General features: G+C 63.1%; 26 protein-coding genes. 15 read left to right on the forward strand and 11 right to left on the reverse strand.

What is annotated here, in order from left to right; translation table 11 throughout:
• Positions 1–133: 133 nt before the first annotated feature.
• Entirely contained in the window at positions 134–382 is a 249-nt protein-coding gene (locus tag QZ964_RS04395; RefSeq protein WP_292529162.1) for a hypothetical protein, read from the forward strand.
• Between the two features lie 113 nt (positions 383–495).
• On the opposite strand, the gene QZ964_RS04400 is transcribed toward QZ964_RS04395, so the two are convergent.
• On the reverse strand, positions 496–1170 hold the full coding sequence (locus QZ964_RS04400) for an aminotransferase class III-fold pyridoxal phosphate-dependent enzyme (RefSeq protein WP_292529164.1): 675 nt from the start codon (positions 1168–1170) through the stop codon (positions 496–498).
• Between the two features lie 490 nt (positions 1171–1660).
• Positions 1661–2131: an SRPBCC domain-containing protein gene (locus QZ964_RS04405; RefSeq protein ID WP_292529166.1), complete on the reverse strand. Its 471-nt coding sequence runs from the start codon at positions 2129–2131 to the stop codon at positions 1661–1663.
• A gap of 236 nt (positions 2132–2367) precedes the next feature.
• On the opposite strand from QZ964_RS04405, the gene QZ964_RS04410 reads away from it, so the two are divergent.
• The 3 genes from QZ964_RS04410 to ribB all read left to right on the forward strand — a co-directional run bounded on the left by QZ964_RS04410 (position 2368) and on the right by ribB (position 5195).
• Positions 2368–2829: a J domain-containing protein gene (locus tag QZ964_RS04410; RefSeq protein ID WP_292529167.1), complete on the forward strand. Its 462-nt coding sequence runs from the start codon at positions 2368–2370 to the stop codon at positions 2827–2829.
• A 188-nt stretch (positions 2830–3017) separates the two neighbouring features.
• The gene (locus QZ964_RS04415; RefSeq protein WP_292529170.1) at positions 3018–3920 is read left to right on the forward strand and encodes a hypothetical protein; all 903 of its coding nucleotides are present in this window, start codon (positions 3018–3020) and stop codon (positions 3918–3920) included.
• A gap of 183 nt (positions 3921–4103) precedes the next feature.
• A complete protein-coding gene (ribB, locus tag QZ964_RS04420; RefSeq protein ID WP_292529172.1) occupies positions 4104–5195 on the forward strand; it encodes a 3,4-dihydroxy-2-butanone-4-phosphate synthase in 1092 nt (363 codons plus the stop codon).
• On the opposite strand, the gene QZ964_RS04425 is transcribed toward ribB, so the two are convergent.
• From QZ964_RS04425 to QZ964_RS04435, 3 genes are all read right to left on the reverse strand, one after another.
• Complete coding sequence (locus QZ964_RS04425; protein WP_292529175.1) at positions 5170–5769, reverse strand: hypothetical protein; 600 nt, start codon at positions 5767–5769, stop codon at positions 5170–5172. The two genes, ribB and QZ964_RS04425, sit on opposite strands and share 26 nt — an antisense overlap.
• Positions 5770–5902: 133 nt before the next feature.
• Entirely contained in the window at positions 5903–6889 is a 987-nt protein-coding gene (locus QZ964_RS04430) for a tyrosine recombinase XerC (protein WP_292529177.1), read from the reverse strand.
• 45 nt (positions 6890–6934) lie between these two features.
• Positions 6935–7258: a DUF1476 domain-containing protein gene (locus QZ964_RS04435; RefSeq protein WP_292529179.1), complete on the reverse strand. Its 324-nt coding sequence runs from the start codon at positions 7256–7258 to the stop codon at positions 6935–6937.
• A 327-nt stretch (positions 7259–7585) separates the two neighbouring features.
• Between QZ964_RS04435 and QZ964_RS04440 the strand changes: the two genes are divergently transcribed.
• The 5 genes from QZ964_RS04440 to purQ all read left to right on the forward strand — a co-directional run bounded on the left by QZ964_RS04440 (position 7586) and on the right by purQ (position 10613).
• The gene (locus tag QZ964_RS04440) at positions 7586–7855 is read left to right on the forward strand and encodes a hypothetical protein (RefSeq protein ID WP_292529181.1); all 270 of its coding nucleotides are present in this window, start codon (positions 7586–7588) and stop codon (positions 7853–7855) included.
• Positions 7856–8239: 384 nt separating this feature from the next.
• Entirely contained in the window at positions 8240–9034 is a 795-nt protein-coding gene (purC, locus tag QZ964_RS04445; RefSeq protein WP_292529184.1) for a phosphoribosylaminoimidazolesuccinocarboxamide synthase, read from the forward strand.
• Positions 9035–9054: 20 nt separating this feature from the next.
• Positions 9055–9621: a Uma2 family endonuclease gene (locus tag QZ964_RS04450; RefSeq protein ID WP_292529187.1), complete on the forward strand. Its 567-nt coding sequence runs from the start codon at positions 9055–9057 to the stop codon at positions 9619–9621.
• Between the two features lie 69 nt (positions 9622–9690).
• Positions 9691–9927 carry a phosphoribosylformylglycinamidine synthase subunit PurS gene (gene purS, locus QZ964_RS04455; protein WP_292529188.1) on the forward strand — a complete coding sequence of 79 codons (237 nt, stop codon included), beginning with the start codon at positions 9691–9693 and terminating at the stop codon, positions 9925–9927.
• Positions 9924–10613: a phosphoribosylformylglycinamidine synthase subunit PurQ gene (purQ, locus tag QZ964_RS04460; RefSeq protein WP_292529189.1), complete on the forward strand. Its 690-nt coding sequence runs from the start codon at positions 9924–9926 to the stop codon at positions 10611–10613. The genes purS and purQ overlap by 4 nt, the downstream gene beginning before the upstream one ends.
• Before the next feature lie 3 nt (positions 10614–10616).
• On the opposite strand, the gene QZ964_RS04465 is transcribed toward purQ, so the two are convergent.
• Positions 10617–11318 carry a winged helix-turn-helix transcriptional regulator gene (locus QZ964_RS04465; RefSeq protein ID WP_292529191.1) on the reverse strand — a complete coding sequence of 234 codons (702 nt, stop codon included), beginning with the start codon at positions 11316–11318 and terminating at the stop codon, positions 10617–10619.
• Positions 11319–11378: 60 nt separating this feature from the next.
• On the opposite strand from QZ964_RS04465, the gene QZ964_RS04470 reads away from it, so the two are divergent.
• From QZ964_RS04470 to QZ964_RS04480, 3 genes are read left to right on the forward strand one after another with little or no spacing between them, the layout of a single operon-like run.
• The gene (locus QZ964_RS04470) at positions 11379–11813 is read left to right on the forward strand and encodes a VOC family protein (protein WP_292529194.1); all 435 of its coding nucleotides are present in this window, start codon (positions 11379–11381) and stop codon (positions 11811–11813) included.
• Positions 11810–12166, forward strand: a complete 357-nt coding sequence (locus QZ964_RS04475; RefSeq protein WP_292529196.1) for a DUF1428 domain-containing protein — start codon at positions 11810–11812, stop codon at positions 12164–12166. The genes QZ964_RS04470 and QZ964_RS04475 overlap by 4 nt, the downstream gene beginning before the upstream one ends.
• The gene (locus QZ964_RS04480; protein ID WP_292529198.1) at positions 12163–12816 is read left to right on the forward strand and encodes a glutathione S-transferase family protein; all 654 of its coding nucleotides are present in this window, start codon (positions 12163–12165) and stop codon (positions 12814–12816) included. Before QZ964_RS04475 ends, QZ964_RS04480 begins: the two co-directional genes overlap by 4 nt.
• Here QZ964_RS04480 and holA read toward each other — a convergent pair.
• The 4 genes from holA to QZ964_RS04500 form a co-directional block, all read right to left on the reverse strand.
• Complete coding sequence (gene holA / locus QZ964_RS04485) at positions 12783–13850, reverse strand: DNA polymerase III subunit delta (RefSeq protein ID WP_292529200.1); 1068 nt, start codon at positions 13848–13850, stop codon at positions 12783–12785. The two genes, QZ964_RS04480 and holA, sit on opposite strands and share 34 nt — an antisense overlap.
• A 25-nt stretch (positions 13851–13875) precedes the next feature.
• The gene (gene lptE / locus QZ964_RS04490; protein WP_292529202.1) at positions 13876–14418 is read right to left on the reverse strand and encodes an LPS assembly lipoprotein LptE; all 543 of its coding nucleotides are present in this window, start codon (positions 14416–14418) and stop codon (positions 13876–13878) included.
• A gap of 154 nt (positions 14419–14572) precedes the next feature.
• Positions 14573–17209, reverse strand: a complete 2637-nt coding sequence (leuS, locus tag QZ964_RS04495) for a leucine--tRNA ligase (RefSeq protein ID WP_292529204.1) — start codon at positions 17207–17209, stop codon at positions 14573–14575.
• A gap of 134 nt (positions 17210–17343) precedes the next feature.
• Positions 17344–17904 (reverse strand): HdeD family acid-resistance protein, encoded by a 561-nt coding sequence (locus QZ964_RS04500; RefSeq protein ID WP_292529206.1) that lies wholly within the window; start codon positions 17902–17904, stop codon positions 17344–17346.
• A 190-nt stretch (positions 17905–18094) separates the two neighbouring features.
• On the opposite strand from QZ964_RS04500, the gene QZ964_RS04505 reads away from it, so the two are divergent.
• Positions 18095–18766, forward strand: a complete 672-nt coding sequence (locus QZ964_RS04505; protein ID WP_292529208.1) for a YggS family pyridoxal phosphate-dependent enzyme — start codon at positions 18095–18097, stop codon at positions 18764–18766.
• 209 nt (positions 18767–18975) lie between these two features.
• On the opposite strand, the gene QZ964_RS04510 is transcribed toward QZ964_RS04505, so the two are convergent.
• A complete protein-coding gene (locus tag QZ964_RS04510; RefSeq protein ID WP_292529210.1) occupies positions 18976–19518 on the reverse strand; it encodes a L,D-transpeptidase family protein in 543 nt (180 codons plus the stop codon).
• A gap of 86 nt (positions 19519–19604) precedes the next feature.
• On the opposite strand from QZ964_RS04510, the gene QZ964_RS04515 reads away from it, so the two are divergent.
• Positions 19605–20237 carry a winged helix-turn-helix domain-containing protein gene (locus QZ964_RS04515; RefSeq protein ID WP_292529211.1) on the forward strand — a complete coding sequence of 211 codons (633 nt, stop codon included), beginning with the start codon at positions 19605–19607 and terminating at the stop codon, positions 20235–20237.
• Positions 20238–20307: 70 nt separating this feature from the next.
• Positions 20308–20778 (forward strand): cyclic nucleotide-binding domain-containing protein, encoded by a 471-nt coding sequence (locus QZ964_RS04520; protein WP_292529214.1) that lies wholly within the window; start codon positions 20308–20310, stop codon positions 20776–20778.
• The last annotated feature ends 296 nt before the right edge of the window (positions 20779–21074 follow it).

The following is a 21074-nucleotide window of genomic DNA, read 5'->3' on the forward strand; positions in this document are numbered from 1 at the left end:
TCGGGCCCCCACGTCTTTTCGGACGTCGATCACGTTGCGGCGAACGATCGTTCCTGCGGAAACTTCTATATGGTCTAGAACTTGCTCATTCGCCATGCACACAGCGCCAAAATGCAAGGTGAGCAATATGCCAATGAACGAAGAAAGCGTTCTGCCCGGGAAGTGCTATCGGACGAAGGGCGGCGAATTGAACTCGGAGAAATACACGGTGATCAGCATCACCCGTGGGATCGTCACTTATCAAAGCTGGACGACCGACCCCAATCGCCTGTCGCTGCGCACGAACACCGGCCTGAAGGCCTTCGCCGGAGTGCTGTTCAAGGAAATTCCCTGCCCGAACCGAGATCCAGGTAAAAAGATCGAATATTTCGATCCCTCGTAGAAATGCAATTGCTCCTGCGGATGCCATCTGGCGCGCATCACGACTTCGTCCGCGCCGCGTGATTTTCGACCAAGCCAAAATCGGCAGTGACAAGGACGTTCATGGTTTCCGCCTCAATCCCGGCGCGCGCAAATCTGATCGATGCAGGACACCGCCGCATCGATGTCGCTTTCCTCGACGGTGAGCGGCGGAAACAACTCGAGGACCGACTCCGTGGCGCGGGTGAGAAACCCGCGCTCGGCCAGCATCGCGCGCATCGGTTCGGCCTCGCCGAGGCATGTCAGGCCCTGCATCAGGCCAAGGCCGCTCACGGCCGTAAAGACGTCTCGCCGCTTATAAAACAACGCGGCGAGCCGATCTTCGAGACGCCAACTGCGATTCTGCACGCGTTCCAGAAAGCCCGGCGCCGACAGCGCGTCCATCAGAACGTGCCCGGCCAGCAGCGCGGCCCGATCGACGAGCGGCGGGAGCCCGATAGCCCCTCGCGCCACGCGTTGCGTAACGACGAGCGCGATCAGCGGCGGCGTTCCGACGGGCGCATAAGTCGCGATCATCAGATCCGGCGTTACCCCTGTCCATTCGTGCGCCCACGGCATGCCTGATCGACCGAAGCCACAAAAGCTTTCGTCGAAAGCAAGTATGAGCCCATATTCGTCTGCGGTCTCGCGCAGTCGCACGAGCAACTCTCCCGGCACGACTTCGAGACCGGCTCTCGTTCGAACCGGAGCGATCAGAATTCCCGCAGTCCTCGCGTCAATTTCCGCCTGCAATGCGGCGTGATCGTCCATTGGAAGAATTATGATCTCATCATCGCCTTCGACGCCGAGCGGAGGGCTCTCCGTTCCATCAGAAGCTCCGACGCAGACAATGAACCGGCGTCGCTTCGGGCGACCGACGACCCCATGGTAGCGGCGAACCATTTCGATAGCGCAACGCCAAGCATCGCGCTCGGAGGGCGCCAAAAACACGCGGTCGCCAAATGAAACGGTCGATATCTTGGCGCATAAGGCATCGGCAAGCGCCGCCGCCTCCTTCGCAGCTGCTTCCGGCGAACCCTATTGGCTCGCTCGCGCCGGGCGCCGATACTATGGGACGCTCTGGCAGAAATAGCGATGAACCCGAAAAGTCGAGCGGGCCGTCCGCAATGAATGTGTCGCCGTCAAGGGCGGGTTCGGTGAGGCCGCGAGGCTTGCTCGGCAAATCTGACGATGTGGCCGACATGTTACTCTTAGCTCGCCATTGATCGCCGCTGTGATGTGTTCGGACAAGCAGGACGTTTCAGGCGCCATGTTCGATGAGATCAGGCAGTCTCTTGGCAAGCGATCTCAATACGCTCTCAGAACCTTTGAGCATGATGTCATAGACCGCGTCCGCCACGGGGGCGGCGTCGATTCCCTCCTGGATGAAGACGAAATGCGCGCCGCCATTCGGCAGCGGCGAGATCTTCCAGGTAACCGTCGTGTTCATGTATCGGCCAAAACCCTTGAGCTCGTCGTGACCGCCCGACCAGCTGAAACGCAACATGCGGTTGGGCTCGACAGCGAGCACCTGGCATTTGAATTCGCCGTCCCAACGCTCGATCGGACGGCTCCAGATCGTGAACTTATGCCCCGCGACCGGCTCGATGTCGTTTGGAAAGAACCAAACGGCGAGCCATTCGGAATCGGTCATGGCACGCCAAACGGCCTCGATCGGATGCTCGAGGTCTTTTTCCGTTGTGAGGCTGCGTGTCTGTGTAGTCTCGAGCACCGCGTCCTGCTCCCGTTACGGATGACAAGCAAGGCTCAAGCCACATAGCGTGGCGCATTTCCGTATTGGGCGATTGTTTCGTTCCACGCTCGATACGCGCGCGGGAGGCGCCGGGCTGCGCCGCGGCGACTGTCTTTGGCTCCGAACATGCATGGGCTCGTGGTCGGTCCAGCGCTGGCGAACGCTTTTGCATAACGAAGGCGAAGCGCGGGGCCGTTTATGCATGAGCGCTCCGTATGACGGACAAAGAGGAATGGGTCGTCTGGAACGGCTCGATGGGCATATTGGATATGGCGACGATCGGCGATATCCGGCATGGCGAGAGCGGCCGGACGGCATGTCTGGCGCCGCCCTATGGCGTCGTAGGGCCGTTCAGTCTTGACGAACTTGAAACGCGGGGCCAGATCGCCTTTGGCGAATGTCTCGTGATGTCGCGCCGAAGATGGCAGGAAGATCAGGTCAATCTGCGTCTTGAGGCGCACGCAAAGCGCCGGACCTTCCTGTTTCAGGCGGATATCGACGACCACGAACATCGCGAAACCCTGGACCTGCCAGTCGAGGGCCTTCTCAAGAAGTCGGACATCAATGCCGCCTTCCGACTGCTGGCCAAGACCGCGCATCCCGACGCAGGCGGCGCCGACGCCCATTACCGTCGCATCGTCGAGGCGCGCGACGCGCTGCTCAAGAACTCGCGATGACGGGGTGAGGCAATCGCCGAGACGCGCTTGACGGGCGGAGGCGAGAACGCTTGCGCGCCTCTCGGAGGGGAAGCGGCAGGTCGCCTTTCGCGACTCGCCGCGCTACAGGGGGAAGGCGCGGAGCTTGCGGGGCTAGCTCAGGAGGCGTTTCCTAGCGGCTCAACGCTGGCTCGAAGCGGGTGGCGATCATGAAAATATTCCGACCGGCCGCCCTTTTTCTTTTTGCGGCCCTCCTCGTGTCGGTCTCGGCCACCGGCGTAGAGCGGAGCCGCTCCGTCGTTCCGCTGACTTTGACCGAAGATCGATATGACGGCGGGCGCATTTACCTGCCAGTCCGCATCGGCAACGTCATGGGAGTCATGCGGCTTGACACGGGGGCGTCGAGCACACGCGTCAGACTGGCGCCCTGGAATAAGGATCTGCCGAGTGTCGGCAAAAGCATCTCGACGGGAGCGTCAGGCGCGACGATGCAATGCGACGACGTCGAAGCGCAGAAATTCGAACTGATCGCCGATCAAGGCAACAATGTCGCGCGGTCGAAATATCAGATCACGCGCTGTCCCGCCGGCGACGGCGACGACCTCTTGGGACTCGATTTCTTCAACGGCGCGCGATTCAGCCTGGATATCGATCGCCGCGCGCTCGTCTTCTTCGGCGAGGCGACGGCGAGCGGCCGGCCCAAGCCGTTTCGGCGGTTGGGACCCGATCAACGTCTCGTCGGCGTCGACCTGCGCCTCGGCGCGACGGCTTCCGTCGGGCTGTTCGACTCAGGCGCGGAAGTCTCGGCGGTTGATCAGCAGTTCATCCGCAAGCACAAACGGCTTTTCGTGGCCGTGAACGCCAAGGCCGGCGCGAGCGGCGTCGCCGGCGCCCGAATTGCCTCAAAAATGTATAAGATCAAGTCGCTCGACTTTGGCGACGGTCGCGTCCTGCGCGATCTCTATGCGATCTCCTATGACTTTGGCGGATTGCGCGCCGCGCTCGGCGCCGACGTTTCTATCCTCATCGGCTACAACGTCATCAAGAGATTCAATTGGGACTTCGATTTTCGCACGCCTGATTCGCCGACATGGGACGCGAAGCTGAAATAGATTGTCGATCATCGATCCAGCGCAACGCCAGCCTTCTGAATCGGCTCTGGACTGCCCGGTCAGGCCTTCGGCCGGCCGGGAACGACAATCGCCAATGCAGCGTGCACCGTGGTTTGAAACGTCGCCTCGGCGAGGCTAGATATGCGAGTCAGGCGCCGCAAGCGGCGCGTTCCGGAGATCTCTTTGTCCCATTCCATCACCGAAGCCGTCGAGGCCGTGGCCCGAGGCGAGATGGTCGTCGTCACCGATGACGACGATCGCGAAAACGAAGGCGATCTGGTTATCGCCGCATCGCTCTGCACGCCGGAGAAGATGGCCTTCATCATCCGCCATACCAGCGGAATCGTCTGCGCCCCGCTGACGATCGAGGAAGCGCGCCGTCTCCATCTCGCGCCGATGGTCGCGGAAAACGACGCGCCGCTCGCCACCGCCTTCACCGTCTCGGTCGACGCCCGCCACGGTCTCACCACCGGCATTTCCGCCGAGCAGCGCTGCAATACGGTGCGCGCGCTCGCCAACGGCAATATGGGGGCGAGCGATTTCGTGCGGCCCGGCCACGTCTTTCCGCTGATCGCGAAAGACGGCGGGGTGCTGATGCGTTCCGGACATACTGAAGCGGCGGTGGATTTGTGCAAGCTCGCCGGCCTGCCGCCGGTTGGCGTGATCTGCGAACTCGCCAATGACGACGGCACGGTGATGACCGGCGGCCAGATCGAGCGATTCGCCCGCGCGCATGATCTCAAGCTCGTGTCGGTTTCCGATCTCATCGCGTTCCGGCAAGCGCGGGAGAAGCTCGTCGAGCGCGTCGCGACCTTTCCCGTCGCCACAGAGGCCGGCGAGATGGTCGGCCACGCCTATGTGACGCCTTTCGACAGCGTGCAGCATTTCGCTTTCGTTCTCGGCGCGATCGGCGACGGGCGCGACGTCCCGACGCGCCTGCATCGCGCCGACATCATCTCCGACGTGATGTGCGGCGCGCCGACGATCAAGAAGACGCTGGCGCGCTTCGCCCGCGAAGGACGCGGCGTGCTCGTCTATTTGCGCGACGGCGCGGCCGGCGTGCCGGCGAACATCGTCGGACGCCAGGCGGACGAGGAGGAAAGGGCGGAGGAAACGCGCAAGCGGCAATGGCTGGACGTGGGTCTTGGCGCGCAGATCTTGAAGGACCTCGGCGTCTCCTCGATCCGCCTGCGCTCCTCGTCCGCGCGACCGCGCGCTTTCGTCGGACTCTCGGGTTTTGGAATCGAAATTACCGCGGTGGAGCCGGTGGAGTGAACGTCTTTCTCAGCCGCCACACAAGGACGGCGAAACCCAGAATGAAGAGCGAGGCGGCGCCGGCGATGAGGTAGTCGGAGTCGGCCGAGGCGATCACGAAGAAAATATGTTCGCCTTGATGCTCCACGCCGTCCGGCCTTCGAAAACGTACGGCGACGACATATTTGCCGTCCTCGGAAAAATCATAATCGAAGGAGATCGACGCGACGCCATGCGCCCGATAGGTTTTCAGGAGTTCGGGCGTCTTGAGGTCATTTCTCGCCCAATAGAGCCGGGCGTCGATGTCGAGGTCCTTGATGTCGTCGAATTGCGGCGGTCGCGTCGGATCGTCCTCACGCCCAGCGATCTCGATATTCAAATGGGTCAGCCCGAAACTCGGGATTTCCCGGTAATAGCGTTGCGCCGTTCCCTCTTCATGGGCTTGGGTCGCGAAAAAAGCGGTGAGATAGGGGCCGACCGCAAAAATGCCGTCGCAGGCGTCGCCCTTGCAGACGTCAGGCGACGCGGCGCTCACCAAAGGGCCGGCGCCGGCGAAAACGGCGATCAGCGCGACGCGCAGCGTCCAGCTGAACATTCGTGCTCCCACTCCTGCGCCAGAATAAGCGGCCTTGGTGCATAGCACGTCTAGGCCAGGCTTTTCCCCGGCCATCCACGCGAGAGGTCGCGGCGTGGATGCAAGCGACAAGCGCGGGCATGACGCGCCTGGTTCAATCGGCGCGCGGATGGGCCGATTTATAGGCGTCGAGGAGCCGCGCCTTGTCGATGGCGGTATAAATCTGCGTCGTCGACAGCGAGGCGTGGCCGAGCAATTCCTGGATCGTGCGCAGATCGCCGCCGCGGCCGAGCAGATGCGTGGCGAAGGAATGGCGAAGCGCATGCGGCGTCGCGCTCTCCGGCAGTCCGAGCGCCCCGCGCAGGCGTTGGACCGCGAGTTGTATGATGCGCGGCGACAGCTGGCCGCCGCGCGCGCCTACGAACAACGGCCCGTCGCCGAGGTCGTAGGGACAGAGCGCGAGATAAGCCTCGACGGCCGCGCGCACCGGCGCGATGACCGGCACCGTCCGGCTCTTGCCGCCCTTCCCCGAAATCGTGACCCGATCGGCGGCGCCGACCGGCGCCTCGTTGCTTCCGATCGACAGCGCCTCGGAAATCCGCAGCCCGGCGCCGTAGAGCAGCGCCAGCACGGCGGCGTCGCGGGCGATGATCCAGGGTTCGCGCGCCTCGCCCGCTCTCTGTTCGGGGTCCACGATGTCGCGGGCGTCGGCCACGGCGAGCGCCTTGGGCAGGCTGTGCGGGCGCTTGGGCGGGCGCACGGCGCTGAAAACATCGGTGCGGGCGAGGCCCTTCTTCTCCAGAAATCGCAGAAAATTTCGCACGGCGGCGAGCGCCCGCAGCAGCGAGCGGCTCTCCAATCCGTCGCGGCGACGCTTGGCGAGATACGCGCGCAGGTCCGCCGGCTGAAGGGCTTTGAGTTCGGCGGCGCCGGGCCGCGCCCCGAAATGTTCCGTTAGAAAGGCGAGAAACGCGGCAAGGTCGCGGCCGTAGGCCTCGACGGTATGGGGCGAGGCGCGCCGTTCGCCGGCGAGATAGCGCAGCCACAGGACCGCTTCTTCGGCGATCGCCGGCGCAGCCGAAAAATAAGACGCGTCAGGCAGCGGTTTCTGTCGCGGCGCTCTCAGGGACGAATCGCGCATCACGCCACTTTCGCCGCAGAAAATGAACAACGCCGTAAGGCGCGGCTATTCGCCCGCCTTGATCTCCGCCTTCGCCTTGGCCAGCATCTCGTCCATGGTCCGGCGAATCTGGTGCTCAGACTGGTTCACCCCGGCCGCCTCGAAATCTTTTTTGACCTGAGCCACGACCCGCTCATCGGCGTCGGCGGCGACCTCGGCCGCGACGAGCGAATCGGCGTAAGCCTGAGCCTCGGCGCCGGTTTTTCCCAGCTTTTCGGCGGCCCACAGGCCGAGCAGCTTATTGCGGCGCGCCTCGGCGCGAAACTGGAGCTCCTCCTCATGGACAAAGCGTTTCTCGAAGGAGTCTTCGCGCTGGTCGAAAGTGCTCACGTGCGTCCTCGGCGGGCTGTTCGATAGGGAAAGCGGCGGAAAAACCGCGTCTGCTCCGGCTCGATATAGGCGCATTCGCGCGCAAAGCCAATGGCGGAAAACGCGATCTTGACTGCGTCCTGCCGCCCATTTTGGCCAAGCGCAGGCGGGCGCGCCGCATCGTTTTTCGATGCGCGCGAAAATGCCTGCCAGTCGCGGCGTCCGCGGCGCGGACATGGAGACCGGCGAAAATAAATCGCAAGCGAAGCCGCGCCGGATCGCCAAAATTGGTCCAAATGCTAGTGTTCGTCGTCCGATCGACGTCGGATTAGGCCGGGGGAGTGTTCAATGAAGAAATTTGCATTCGGCACGTTATGCGCCTTGGCCTTTAGCGGGCCGGCGTTCGCCCAGAAAATGAATAGCGACGACCTCAAATGGATCAATCAATGCATCAGCGATAACAAGGGCGAAGAAGGCGGGACGCCAGCCATTATTCGCGCTTACTGCATTTGCATGAACGAGAAGATGGACGACAGTGAAACTCGGTCCGTCACCCAATGGGAAAAGTCCAATCCTGAAGCCCAAAAAGAGTGCGAGAAACAGGCGGGCTGGAAATAGAGCGAGCGGAACGGGCGATTCGGTCGGCGGCCTTTGTCCTCGCGTCTCTTGAATTTCCGCCGACGCCCCGCGTCGCAAGGGCGATAGGCGCCCCGGAAGCATCGAAAAATGAGCGGTGCAATACTCGTGCTCAAAAAGTGGGCGCAGGCGCGCGAGAGGTAATAACAGGGCCACGGTAACGCTCGGCCGCCGCCCTGTCGGTCTCATTGTATCGTCTTTCCCTTTGCGATAGAATGCGGTGTCGGCCTTGTCACTGGCGGCTAAAGACGCTAGGACCGCCCTAATCTTCGGCCCGGGCCCTTGCCCGCCGCCGCTCCCTGAGGCCCCGCGCCCGGAACGGGCGACTGCATGCGGACACGACTTCGGAGGAGCCAAGCCCACCCCATGGATTTTCTCAAGCCCCGGTTGATCCCGATGAACCGCCGTCGCCGCATTTACGAGGGCAAGGCCAAGGTCCTCTATGAGGGCCCGGAGCCCGGCACTTTGATTCAGCACTTCAAGGACGACGCCACGGCCTTCAATGCGAAGAAACACGAGGTGATCGACGGCAAGGGCGTGCTCAACAACCGCATCTCCGAATACATCTTCCAGCATTTGAACAGCATCGGCGTGCCGACCCATTTCATCCGCCGGCTGAACATGCGCGAGCAACTCATCCGCGAGGTGGAGATCATTCCGCTCGAAGTGGTCGTGCGCAACGTCGCGGCCGGCTCGCTCGCCAAGCGCCTTGGGATGGAAGAGGGCACGCAACTGCCCCGCTCGATCATCGAATTCTACTATAAGAACGACGCGCTCGACGACCCGATGGTGTCGGAAGAGCACATCACCGCGTTCGGCTGGGCGACCCCGCAGGAGATCGACGACGTCATGGCGCTCGCCATTCGGGTGAACGACTTTCTTTCCGGGCTCTTCCTGGGGGTCGGCATCCGCCTCGTCGACTTCAAGATGGAATGCGGACGGCTCTGGGAAGGCGACATGATGCGGATTGTCGTCGCCGACGAGATTTCGCCGGACAGCTGCCGTCTGTGGGACATTAAATCGAACGACAAGCTCGACAAGGACCGCTTCCGCCGCGATCTGGGCGGGCTGGTGGAAGCCTATACGGAGGTCGCGCGGCGGCTCGGCATCATGCAGGAAAACGAGACCGTCCGCACCGGCGCGCCGAAGCTGGTGCAGTAAGAGATCCGCAAAGGGCCGCCATGGGCGTTCCTCACCTCGATTCAGGTCCGATGCGCGCGGAGGAATTCTTCGCGTTCACCGCGACGCGCCCCGACGACGAAAAATGGGAGCTGATCGAAGGGGAGCCGGTCTTGAACGCGTCGGCTGGCCGTCTGCATCAAAAGATTGTCGGAAACATATTTTTCGCGCTGACTGAACTCTCTCGGCGAAAAGACGCTGCGTGGGAGGTCATCCCCGGCCTTGGCGTGCGCCTGTCGGAAATAAGCATTCCCGTTCCAGACCTGCTGATCCGACCGAACGACGATCTCCAGGGCGTTGAATGCGACGACATGATCATCGCTTTCGAGGTTCTCTCGCCGTCAACCGCGAACAAGGATTTGCGTTGGAAGCGGAAAGCTTATGCGACCCTGCCTTCACTTAGGCAATATGTGGTGATCGCACAGGACGCGCTTGAGGTCGTATCCTTCGATCGCGCCAATGGTTTCGCCGAGCGCCGTTTTGAGACGGCTGAAAATGAACTCGACCTGCCTGTCATCGGCGCCGGCTTGCGCTCGCGTGAGATTTATCGCGGCACGGGTTTGGCGTAGTGCGCCGGCTTGCGCTTCGCGCGCCGAGCCAGTAACCGTTCCGCCATCTTCTGAAATTTGGAACAGCGCATGAAAGCCCGCGTCGTCGTCACGCTCAAATCCGGCATTCTCGATCCGCAAGGCAAAGCGATCGAAGGCGCGTTGAAGTCGCTTGGCGTCGAAGGCGTCGCGAGCGTGCGGCAGGGCAAGGTGTTCGACGTGGAATTCGCCGGCGCCGACGCCAGCGCCGCCAAAGCTCAGTTGCAAGCGGCCTGCGAGCTGCTCGCCAACACCGTGATCGAAAACTACCGCATCGAACTCCCATGAAAGCCGCCGTCGTCGTTTTCCCTGGCTCCAATCGCGAAGGCGACATGGCCCGCGCGCTGAAACAGGCGACGGGGCGCGAGCCAACGATGCTGTGGCACGCCGACCACGAACTCCCCGCCGACACTGACCTCGTCGTTCTGCCCGGCGGCTTTTCCTATGGCGATTATCTGCGCTGCGGCGCGATCGCCGGCCGCGCCGCGATCATGGATGCCGTGCGGGCGCATGCCGCGCGCGGCGGACTGGTGCTCGGCGTCTGCAACGGCTTCCAGATTCTTTGCGAAAGCGGCCTGCTGCCGGGCGTGCTGATGCGTAACGCCAATCTGCGTTTCGTCTGTCGGATGCAGCATCTCAAGGTCGAACGCAACGACACCGCCTTCACGCGCCATTACGCCAAGGGCCAGACGATCGAGGTCTGCATCGCGCATGGCGAAGGCAATTACGAAGCCGACGACGCGACGATCGAGCGTCTGGAAGGCGACGGCCTTGTCGCCTTCCGCTACTGCGACTCGGCCGGCAATGTCGGCGGCGACGCCAATCCCAACGGCTCGCGCAACGACATCGCCGGCATCTATTCTGACAGGCGCAATGTGCTCGGCCTGATGCCGCATCCTGAAAACCTCATCGACCCGCTTGTGGGCGGAATTGACGGCCGCGCGCTTTTCGAGAGCCTCGCCAGCGCGGCGTGACCTTTACGCTTTTTGCGGCAGCGGAAAGAGCCCTGTAAAACGTTCCGCAAGCGCTCGGTCGCCTTCGATCGTGATGGCCCTATTCGCTTCAAGCGCCTTGAGCGGCGCGCCGCCATAGACCGCCGCGGCGATCGCCCTCGCCTGCCCGACAAAGACCACGGCGGCGCCATCCAACGACTGCCGCGCGGCGTCGCATTTGCCGCCAGAAATGCGCACAAGAAACGTCTCGTCGCCGATGCGAAAGCCGATGCGCGCGTTCAATCCCTTCGCCCGGCGCGGGTCGAACATCGTCTTGAACGACAGCATCAGCGAGGCGGCGCTTAGAGGCAGCGTCGGATCATGCAGCGGCGAGCGCGCCGCCCAGCGGCCCAGGACGCCTAAGACCGGCTCAATCTCATAGCCCCAGGGCGTTAGCTCATAGACATGGCTCGCCGCCGGGGGCGGCAGTTTGCGCCGTTTCAGCGCGCCGATTTCCTCCAGCCGCTCCAGCCGCTGCGTCAGCACATTGGCGCTGATTCCGGGAAGATCGGCGCGCAGGTCGCTGAATCGCTTTGGGCCGAACATGAGTTCGCGCATCACCAGAAGCGCCCAGCGTTCGCCAATAAGATCAAGCGCATGGGCGGCGCCGCAGGCGTCGTCATAGCTTCGCGCGACAGAGGAGCCTCGCCCAGATCCTTCCTTTTTAGTTATTTTTGCTAACTTCATTGTTGCATTTTATAACTTATACGGTAGGTTCGCAAAGGTCGGTTTTTGGGAGGAGCGTCCATGTCCAAGCTTATATTCGTCAATCTTCCCGTCGCCGATCTACCGAAGGCGACCGCATTCTACGAGTCGATCGGCGCGAGGTTGAACCCACAGTTTTCCGACCACACCGCGTCCTGCCTCGTTTTCTCCGACACGATTCACGCGATGCTGTTGACCCATGAGAAATTCCGCCAGTTCACGACGAAGAAGATCGCTGACGCGCATACGAGCGCAGAAGTCTTGATCTGCATCTCAGCCGACAGCCGCGCCGACGTCGACGCCCTCGTCGAAAAGGCGACGCGCGCCGGCGGCGCGCCGGATCCGACGCCGACGCAGGATTTCGGCTTCATGTATGGCCGCAGCTTCGAAGATCCCGATGGACATATCTGGGAGATTATGTGGATGGACGCCGAGGCGGCGTCGAAGGCGTGCCAGAAAGAAGGAGCGGCGCAATGAGCTATGTCGACGGTTTCGTGATCCCCGTGCCCGCGGGCGGGAAGGAAGATTACCGCAAGGCCGCCGCGCAGATGTGGCCCATCATGAAGGAGTGGGGCGCGCTGCGCGTCGTCGAATGCTGGGGCGACGATGTGCCCGACGGCAAAGTCACCGACTTCAAGCGCGCCGTCGCCGCCGAGAGCGGCGAGAATGTCGTGTTCTCGTGGGTCATCTGGCCATCGAAAGACGTTCGCGACGCAGCCCACAAAAAAATGCACGAAGATCCGCGCATGAAAGACATGCCAATGCCGTTCGACGGCAAGCGCATGATCTTCGGCGGATTCAGCGTCCTGCTCGACGAAAGCGCATCATGACGCTCACGCTGTATGGCCATCCGTTTTCGTCCTACACGCAGAAGGCGCTCATTGCGCTTTATGAGAACGACACGGCCTTCCAATTTCGATCGCTCGAGGACAAGCAAGCGGCAGGGAAGTGGGCCGCGCTTTGGCCGATAAGACGCTTTCCGCTTCTGCTCGACGATGACCGCAGCATTATGGAGGCCAGCGTCATCGTCGAATATCTGGACCTGCACCACCCTGGCCGAACGACGCTCATGCCGCGCGATGCGCTTGCGGCGGTCGATGTGCGATTCATGGATCGGTTCTTCGACAATTACATCATGACGCCCATGCAAAGAATCGTATTTGATCGTCTGCGCCCGGAAGGAGATCGGGATTCATTTGGAGTCGCTGAAGCGCGCCGAGCGCTAGACACGGCGTACGGCTGGCTAAACGAAAAGATGAAAAGTGGGGAATGGGCTGCGGGAGAGGACTTCTCGCTCGCGGATTGCGCAGCGGCACCAGCGCTTTTTTACGCCGACTGGGCGCATCCCATCGACACCGCGCTCGTCAATGCAAAGGCCTATCGCCGGCGCCTGCTGGCGCGGCCCTCCTTCGCGAGAGCCGTGGACGAAGCAAGACCTTATCGCGCTTATTTTCCTCTCGGCGCCCCGGATCGGGACTGACGCGGCCCTCTTATCTCCGCGCCGCGCGCGACGTTCCACAGCGCGCGCTCGGCTTCCATTTGCGCCGCGGCGGCGTTGGCGCGCGCCCGAGTTTGGGCGGCGCGCAGCGGCTCGATCAGCGCGCCGAGGCGCGTCGATGACCAGTTCTTGAGCTGTTCCTCCATCAGCGCGCGGTGCATGAAGCCGAAGCCCGCGCGCATCAGCGCCGAAACGCCGGCGTCCGGACGCCCGCCTTCGCGCTCCATGGCAAGACGGCCGCGGTGCAGCGCGACGGCATAGCGAAGCGCGCCGAAGAGCAACTGAGAGGCGTCGCCGTCCTGCGAAAAATAAGCGTCGAGCGCTGCGCCGACCTCGGCGTTTCCAGCAAAGGCCGCCGTCACCACGCGATCGGACGCAATATTCGAGGCATGCGCGACGATCGCTTCGACGTCCTTGGCTTCGACATGCTCGCGGCCATGCATATAGAGCGCGAGCTTTGCAAGCTCTGCGCGGCTCATCAGCCGGTCCTCGCCGAGCGCGCCGAGCAGCAGGCCGCGCGCTTCGGCGCTGGCCACCAGGCCGGCGTCTTTAAGGCTGCGATCGATCAGCGCCTGCAAATCCGCTTCGGCGTCAGGCTGGCATTCAATAGCCGCCCCCTGCTTCGCGCCCTCGACAAGCTTGCGCAGCGGCGCGTCGCGCCTCAGCGCGCCGGCTGTCAGCACAACCGTGCAATGCGCGGGGGGCGCGGCGACGAGCGAATCGATCGCCGGCAGCACCGATTTGGAGCCGGTCTCGACGAGGATCGCGCGCCGTCCGCCAAACAGCGGCGTGGTGTTGGCCTCATCGAGGAGCGCAAGCGGGTCGGCGGCGACGGCGTCGCCGCTCATCTCGACGAATTGGAACGGGTCGCGGCGATCGTCGACGCGCTTGTCGATGAGCGCCAGCGCGCGCTCGCGCGCCATGCCGGTATCGGAACCGAAGACGAGAAAAAGGAAAATACTCTCCGGCGGCGCGGCGATGAAGCGTTCGGCGTCGCGAGTCCTGACCGCCGTCATGATGCGCCGCTGTCCGCTTCACCCGTCAATTGGGCAGGACAGGCGGCGGGACTGGCGACAGCCTCGCCGCCATCACGGTGGCGATTCTGGTGCGGATCGATTCGGCGATGACGCGGGCGTTGCGAATCTCAGCGTCTCTTGCGGCGCGCACATTGGAGAAGCGGTTCGAGAAACGATCGTAGCTCGCGACATTGAAGGCGATGCCTTTCGTCAGCTCGATTTCCTCGGGCAAGGTGACCAGCCGGTAATCGGCGTCGACGATCACCGTCGCCGAGGTGGCGCGACCCGTCACCGTGTCGAGGATCGGCGTCTGCACGCGCTCGCGGAGAACGACCATCAGCCGGTAGCGCGGCGGCGGCTGGGAGCCGGTGCCGTTCAGGCCGAAAATCAGCTCGTTGCGGACGTAGTGCCCCAGCCGCTGCGGAATTTCGTCGACGGCGATCGCCTGCAGCTCGACCGCGAGCGGCGAGGCGTCGAGCCCAAATCCCGCCGGGGCGTAAAGCGGCTGGAGGCAGCCGGCAAGCGGCAGGACGCAAGAAAAAGTGACCATCACAAACAGGAGCCTCATCCTGAGGAGCCCGCGCAGCGGGCGTCTCGAAGGATGCTCTAGAAGGCGCAAAGAGGAGCCCTCGACCCGAGACGCGCCTTTCAGGCGCTCCTCAGGGTGAGGACTTTGGGGGTCGCTCGGAACGAGGAAAGCCTTTGACGCGCGACATGCGGTTTCAAACCACCACATTGACGATCCTTTTCGGAACGAGAATGAACTTCTTCAGCGGTCTGCCTTCCATGGCGCGCTGAACGCCATCTTGCGCCAAAGCCTCTTTGCGAATCGTTTCTTCGTCGGCGTCATGGGCGATGAGAATTTCGGCGCGCTTTTTGCCATTGACCTGTACCGGCAGGCTTATCATCTCCTGGGCGACCAGGGTAGGATCGGCCGCCGGCCAAGGCGCTTCAACAACCAGCCCTTTGTGGCCCAAATCGGCCCAGCATTCCTCAGCGACATGCGGCGTCATCGGCGCGACAAGGCGAATGAGGGCGTCCGCCGCCTCGCGGAAGGCGAAGGCGAGGTCGGGGGGCACGGGCGTTTCGGTCACGGCGTCGAGCGCGCTCGTGAGCTCGTTGGCGAATTCGCGAATGCGGGCGATGGCGCTATTGAACCGCAACCGCTCGATATTTTCGCTCGCCTGGGCGATCGAGCGATGCGTCGCCTTGCGCACGGCGAGCGCGAGATCGTGAAACGACGCCGGCGGTTCAGCCTCGACGGGCGCCGCCACCCGTCCCAATTCGCCGGTCAGGCGCCACAAGCGCTGGACGAAACGCCAGGCGCCCTGCGCGCCTTCGTCCGACCAGATCACGTCACGATCGGGCGGGCTGTCGGACAGAACGAAAAGGCGCGCCGTGTCGGCGCCATAGCTTGCGACGATATCGTCGGGGTCGACCGTATTCTTCTTCGACTTCGACATTTTTTCGATCGGGCCGATTTCGATCTCCACATCGCCATCGACGAGAAAAGCGCGGCGGCCGCCGTCCTTGGCCTCGACGCGGATCGCATCAGGCGCGACCCATTGGCCGTCCGGCGCGCGATAGGTCTCGTGAACGACCATCCCCTGGGTGAACAGGCCCGCGAAGGGCTCGGCCACCGCGGCATGGCCGGAATCGCGCATGGCGCGGGCGAAGAAGCGCGAATACAGCAGATGCAGAATCGCGTGCTCGATGCCGCCGATATATTGATCGACCGGCAGCCAGCGCGCCACCGCCTCGGCGCTCGCCGGCTCGAGAGCGTTATGCGGATCGGCGAAGCGCGCGTAATACCAGGACGAGTCGACGAAAGTGTCCATCGTGTCGGTCTCGCGCCGCGCCGGCGCGCCGCAGGACGGACAGGGAACATTCTTCCAGCTTGGGTCGCGATCGAGCGGATTGCCCGGCTTATCGAAAGAGACATCCTCCGGCAATTTCACCGGCAGATCGGCCTCGGGAACCGGAACCGGCCCGCAGGTCTCGCAATGGATGATCGGGATCGGGCAGCCCCAGTAGCGCTGGCGCGAAATCCCCCAGTCGCGCAGCTTGAAATTCACCTTCCGCTCGCCCTGTGGCCGGTCGAACAGCGCCGTCGTCGTCAGACGGTTGGCGACCTCTTCCTTCGCCTGCGGCACAGTGAGCCCGTTGAGAAAGCGAGAATTGACCAGATTGCCATCGCCTTCAAAGGCTTCGCCGCTTTCGGCGATCTGCTTTTCGAGCTCTTGGGGAGGGAAGCTTTCCGGACAGACTACGACCTCGAAGCCGAGCTCATATTTCGTCGCGAAATCGAGGTCGCGCTGGTCATGCGCCGGGCAGCCGAAGATCGCGCCCGTGCCATAGTCCATCAGGATGAAATTCGCGACATAGACCGGCAGCGTCCAGTTCGGATCGAATGGTTGAACGACGCGCAGCCCCGTGTCGTATCCCTTCTTTTCGGCGGTCTCGATCGCTTCCGCGGACGTCGCGCCACGCCGGCACTCCTCGGCGAAGGCGGCGAGCGCCGGGTCTTTCTCGGCGGCGGCTTTCGCCAGCGGATGGTCGGCGGCGAGAGCGACGAATTTCGCGCCAAACAGCGTGTCGGCGCGGGTGGTGAAGACTTCGATCTCGCACGTTCCGTCAAGCGGCGCGGCGAGCGCGAAGCGCACGAGCATGCCTTCCGAGCGCCCGATCCAGTTGCGCTGCATGAGCCGCACCTTGTCGGGCCAGCGCTCGAGTTCGTCGAGCGCGGACAGCAGTTCTTCCGAATAAGCGGTGATCTTGAAGAACCACTGCGTCAGCTCGCGCTGTTCGACGAGCGCGCCCGAACGCCAGCCGCGCCCGTCGATGACCTGCTCGTTGGCGAGCACCGTCATGTCGACCGGGTCCCAATTCACCTTCGACTTCTTGCGGTCGACGATGCCGGCTTTGAGGAAATCGAGGAAAAGCTTCTGCTGACGCCCGTAATATTCGGGATCGCAGGTCGCGATCTCACGCGACCAGTCGAGCGACAGCCCCAGCGTTTTGAGCTGCGCCCGCATCGCCGCGATATTGGCGTAGGTCCATTGCGCCGGATGCGCGCCGGTTTGCGAGGCGGCGTTTTCGGCGGGAAGGCCGAAAGCGTCCCACCCCATCGGATGCAGGACGTCGAAACCCTTGGCGCGCATGAAGCGCGCGATGACGTCGCCCATCGAGTAATTGCGCACATGGCCCATGTGCAGCCGGCCCGACGGATAGGGAAACATCTCAAGCACATAATATTTGGCCGCGCCCGGCCGATCGCCTGACTTAAAGGATTGGTTTTCCTCCCAAATCTTTTGCCAGCGCGGCTCCGCCTCGGCGAAATTGTAGCGTTCGGGTCTCATCTGGCTGGCGCGTCCGGTTTGAAGGGATTGCGCCTCTAATGCCGGGGGGTCGGGGGGATGTCAAAGGGCCGGTGTCGTAAGTGGGCGACGAAAATTAAGGGGCCGTTTGACGGCCCCTTACAATTCTGAGGCGCTCAAGCCTTCGCCGAAAGGCCTACGGTGATCCAGCTAACGCCCTCGAAGATCAGATTGATCGCGAGGAACAGGCCGAGGATGTAAAGGCCGGAATAGGGCCACTGCGCCATAATCATTCCGCCCAGCACAACGCTGATCACGCCTGAAAACGCTACAAGGCCCCAGGGGCCGACGTCGCGAATGTGCCAGGCGAGGATCAGCTTGAACAAGCCGGCGACGATCAGCGCGACGCCGATGATCGCGGTCAGCGACACCGCCGCGAGCAGCGGATCGCGAAAGACCAGAAAGCCCGCGACAATCGTGATGAGGCCGATCACGCCCCACAGCAGCGCCCTGGTCCAGGGCCGGATCTGAACGGCTGTGATGATCTCCATCACGCCGGCGACGAGCATCGCCGCGCCGACGTAAAACACGGTCACGAGCGTTGCGGTCGTGACATCATAGAGCGCGAACAGGCCGCCAATGAGCATCAGCGCGCCAAGCGCGACGATCCATCCCCATTTGCGGCGCAGATGGAGATGCGTGGCGCTCCCGTCGTAAATTAGGCTGTCATTGACCATTGTCGGCCTCCAATGCTGTGGCAAGGATAAATGGTAGGGCGGCGGCGTCTCTCAATAAGGATTGTCGCGGCGATCCCGCATCGTTTTGCCGCCGGAAGCTTAACGCGCTCGACGGTGCGAAGTTCCGCACTGCGAAGGCGCAAAAGATTCGGCGCTTGACCCTTTCATAGAAATCGCGATTTTCGCCGGCATGGGAGCCGCAGATCGCCTCAATTCGACGCGCGAAGCGATTTGCCGCGCTGCAGCGGACTGCGGCCGCGATCCGCATTCCGTTCGCCTCGTCTGCGTCACCAAGACCTTCCCGGCCGAGGCGGCCGTTCCCTTGCTCGAGGCCGGCCACCGGATTTTCGGAGAGAACCGGGTACAGGAGGCCGCGGCGAAATGGCCAAAGCTGCGGGAAAAATATTCTGACATTGAGCTGCATCTCATCGGTCCCTTGCAGTCGAACAAGGCGCGCGAGGCGGTGGAGCTCTTTGACGTTATCGAAAGCGTCGACCGGGAGAAGATCGCCAAGGCGCTTTCCGATGAAATCTCCAAAACAGGCAAGCGTCCGCGGCTTTTCGCGCAGGTCAACACCGGCGCCGAGCCGCAAAAGGCCGGCGTCCTCCCCGAAAGCGCTGACAGCTTTTTGACCGCTTGCCGCGAGGCTTACGGGCTGAAAATCGAAGGGCTGATGTGCGTGCCGCCGGTCGACCAGCAGGCCTCGCCGCATTTCGCGCTGCTCGCCGACATCGCCGCGCGCAATGGGATCAGCGAATTGTCGATGGGCATGAGTTCGGATTTCGAACTCGCGATTCAGTTAGGGGCGACCTATGTCCGGGTCGGTTCGGCGATCATGGGCGAGCGGGATTATCCCGCTTGAGACGGCGGCCCCTCCCCGACTCGCGCGGATGATGGCGGGCTAGGCCCCCTCCCCAACCCGCTTCGCGGGAGAGGGAGTGAGATTCGGCGTTTCATCAGCACTGGCGTCACGCTTCAACGCTGCGGTCGCGCCGTTCAGCGCCCTACGAATGCCGCTCGTTAACGTCCCCTCTCCCGCGAAACGGGGGGACAGGGAGAAGGCTGTCTGCGCTATCCGATCAACAGCGCGACGCTGCGCCCCAACCGCGGCAGAAGCCGCGCCATGTCGCGGGCCCGCAACGCGACGCAGCCGGCGGTGGCGGCATGGTCGTCAGTCGCGATGTGAAAAAAAATCGCGCTGCCGCGGCCGCGCACGCGAGGATGAAGATTGTAGCCGATCACGCCGACGGCGTCATAGAGCTGATCGTTGCGCCACATCTCCTCATGGCCAAGGTGCGACGGTCCATGAAGCGGCTTGTTATAAAGGAATGAGCCCGGATCATCGCACCAGAGGTCGCGCGGCCGGGTCCGGCGCCATGGCAAGCGCAGAGGAGCAGGCGTGCGGAGATAAAAATAAAGAAGCGGCCAGCGGCCGGCCGGAGTCGCGCCGTCGCCCTCGCGCTTGTTGCGCGTGACGCCGCTGCGGCCGAGCGCGCAAGAGAGAACGAGCGAACCGGCGATCAGCCTTCCCTCATGCGGTGGGCCGCCGATGCGCCGCGCGACGCGCAGCAACGTCAGTCCGGCGGGTTTTGATCGGTTTGATCGAGGATGCATGATGCGTTCAGATGCGCCGCTCGCGGGCGCGTTTGACCGCCTATAGCAGAGATAATCTCTTCAAAGCGAGGAGCGACCGCCGGTTCATGTCCCTTCCGCGCACCCTCAGCATCGCTGCCGAACCACAGCTACGGGCGACGCTCTTTGAGCAGTTCGCCACGCTCGGCCCCTATGCGCTACGCGAGGGCGGTCTTGGCGCCACGGACGAAGAATGGCCGGACGCGGCGCTTTTCGACGAGGCGCATTGTCATTTTGAAGCGCTTGCCGATGCGCGCGCCCGCGGCTGCATGACCCGCGTCGTGCTCATCGCGGATGCGCCGAAATCGCCGCCCCGAGGCGTCGACGCTGTCATTGCGCGTCCGTTCCGCTTTGCGGAGCTTGTCGCGCTATTAGAATCCGCGCCTCACCCCGCCGCCGTCGGCCCCTATCGGTTCGAGGTTGGCGAATTGCGGGCGCCTTCCGGCGCGCGCGTGAAGCTCACCGAAAAGGAAGCGGCGATTCTCGCAAGGCTCGCGCGCGCGAATGGCGCGACGGTCTCTCGTCAGTCGCTGCTTCGCGACGTGTGGGGCTACGGACCGAATATGTCGACCCGCACGCTCGAAACCCACATTCACCGTCTGAGACGCAAACTCGAGCCGTCGCCCGGACGGCCGCGCTGGCTCAAGACGGAAGGCGACGGGTATCGGCTCGCGGCGAGCGAAGAGGATTTCCGGTCTTGACCCTAGCGCCCTGAGGCCGCCGCATATCGAGTCGCATATAGAGACGCTGGGGAACGCCAAACAAGATGACATGACGCTGGACGACGCGATCGACAATCTCGCGCGCATTCCCCTCTTTTCGATGTTCGAGCCCAATGCCCTGCGAATGCTCGCCTCTTCGGCGGACACGCGCCTGCTGAGGGCTGGCGACATTCTGTTTCGCCGCGGCGAAATGTCGGACGGCGGCTATGTGCTCGCCGTGGGATCGATCGCGCTCGATCTGCACGATGACGGACGTCCGCAGCCGATCATCGTCCGGCCCTGGACGCTGATCGGCGAATCCGCGCTTGTTGCGGCCTCGCTCCGTCCGGCCACCGCCATCGCCCGCGAGCCGGCCGTGACGCTTAAGATCATGCGCCCCTTGTTTCATTTGATTCTGGAGCAGCATCCGACGACCGCCGCTCGCGTCCGCGATTTCTTTCGCCGGAGGCTCTTGGAGTTCATCCGTGACACAGGCGGCGATGCGTCGGCGTCTGACATCGTCGCTGGGCGCTTAACGTAAACGCCAAAAAAAGTCCCGTTTCAGCCTCTCGAAGCGGATCGAATCCGGCCCAGTTGAGTTGTTGCGGCGTGAGCTCCAGCAGAGTTTGCAGCGCAGCAAGGCGGCGGCATGCCGCGTGAAAAGGAGAAAAAAACAATGCGCAAAGGCCTAAAATTGGCGCTATCGGGCGCGCTCTGCAGCGCGACTTTGGCGACCGCCATTCCTACGGAGGGGCTCGCGGGCCCCATGAGCGCGCCCGATCGGTCGATTGTCGCGCCCTCAAGCCCTGTCGAAAACGTCTGGTATCGCCGGGGTTG

This window comes from Methylocystis sp., from assembly GCF_021731785.1.
GTDB lineage: Bacteria > Pseudomonadota > Alphaproteobacteria > Rhizobiales > Beijerinckiaceae > Methylocystis.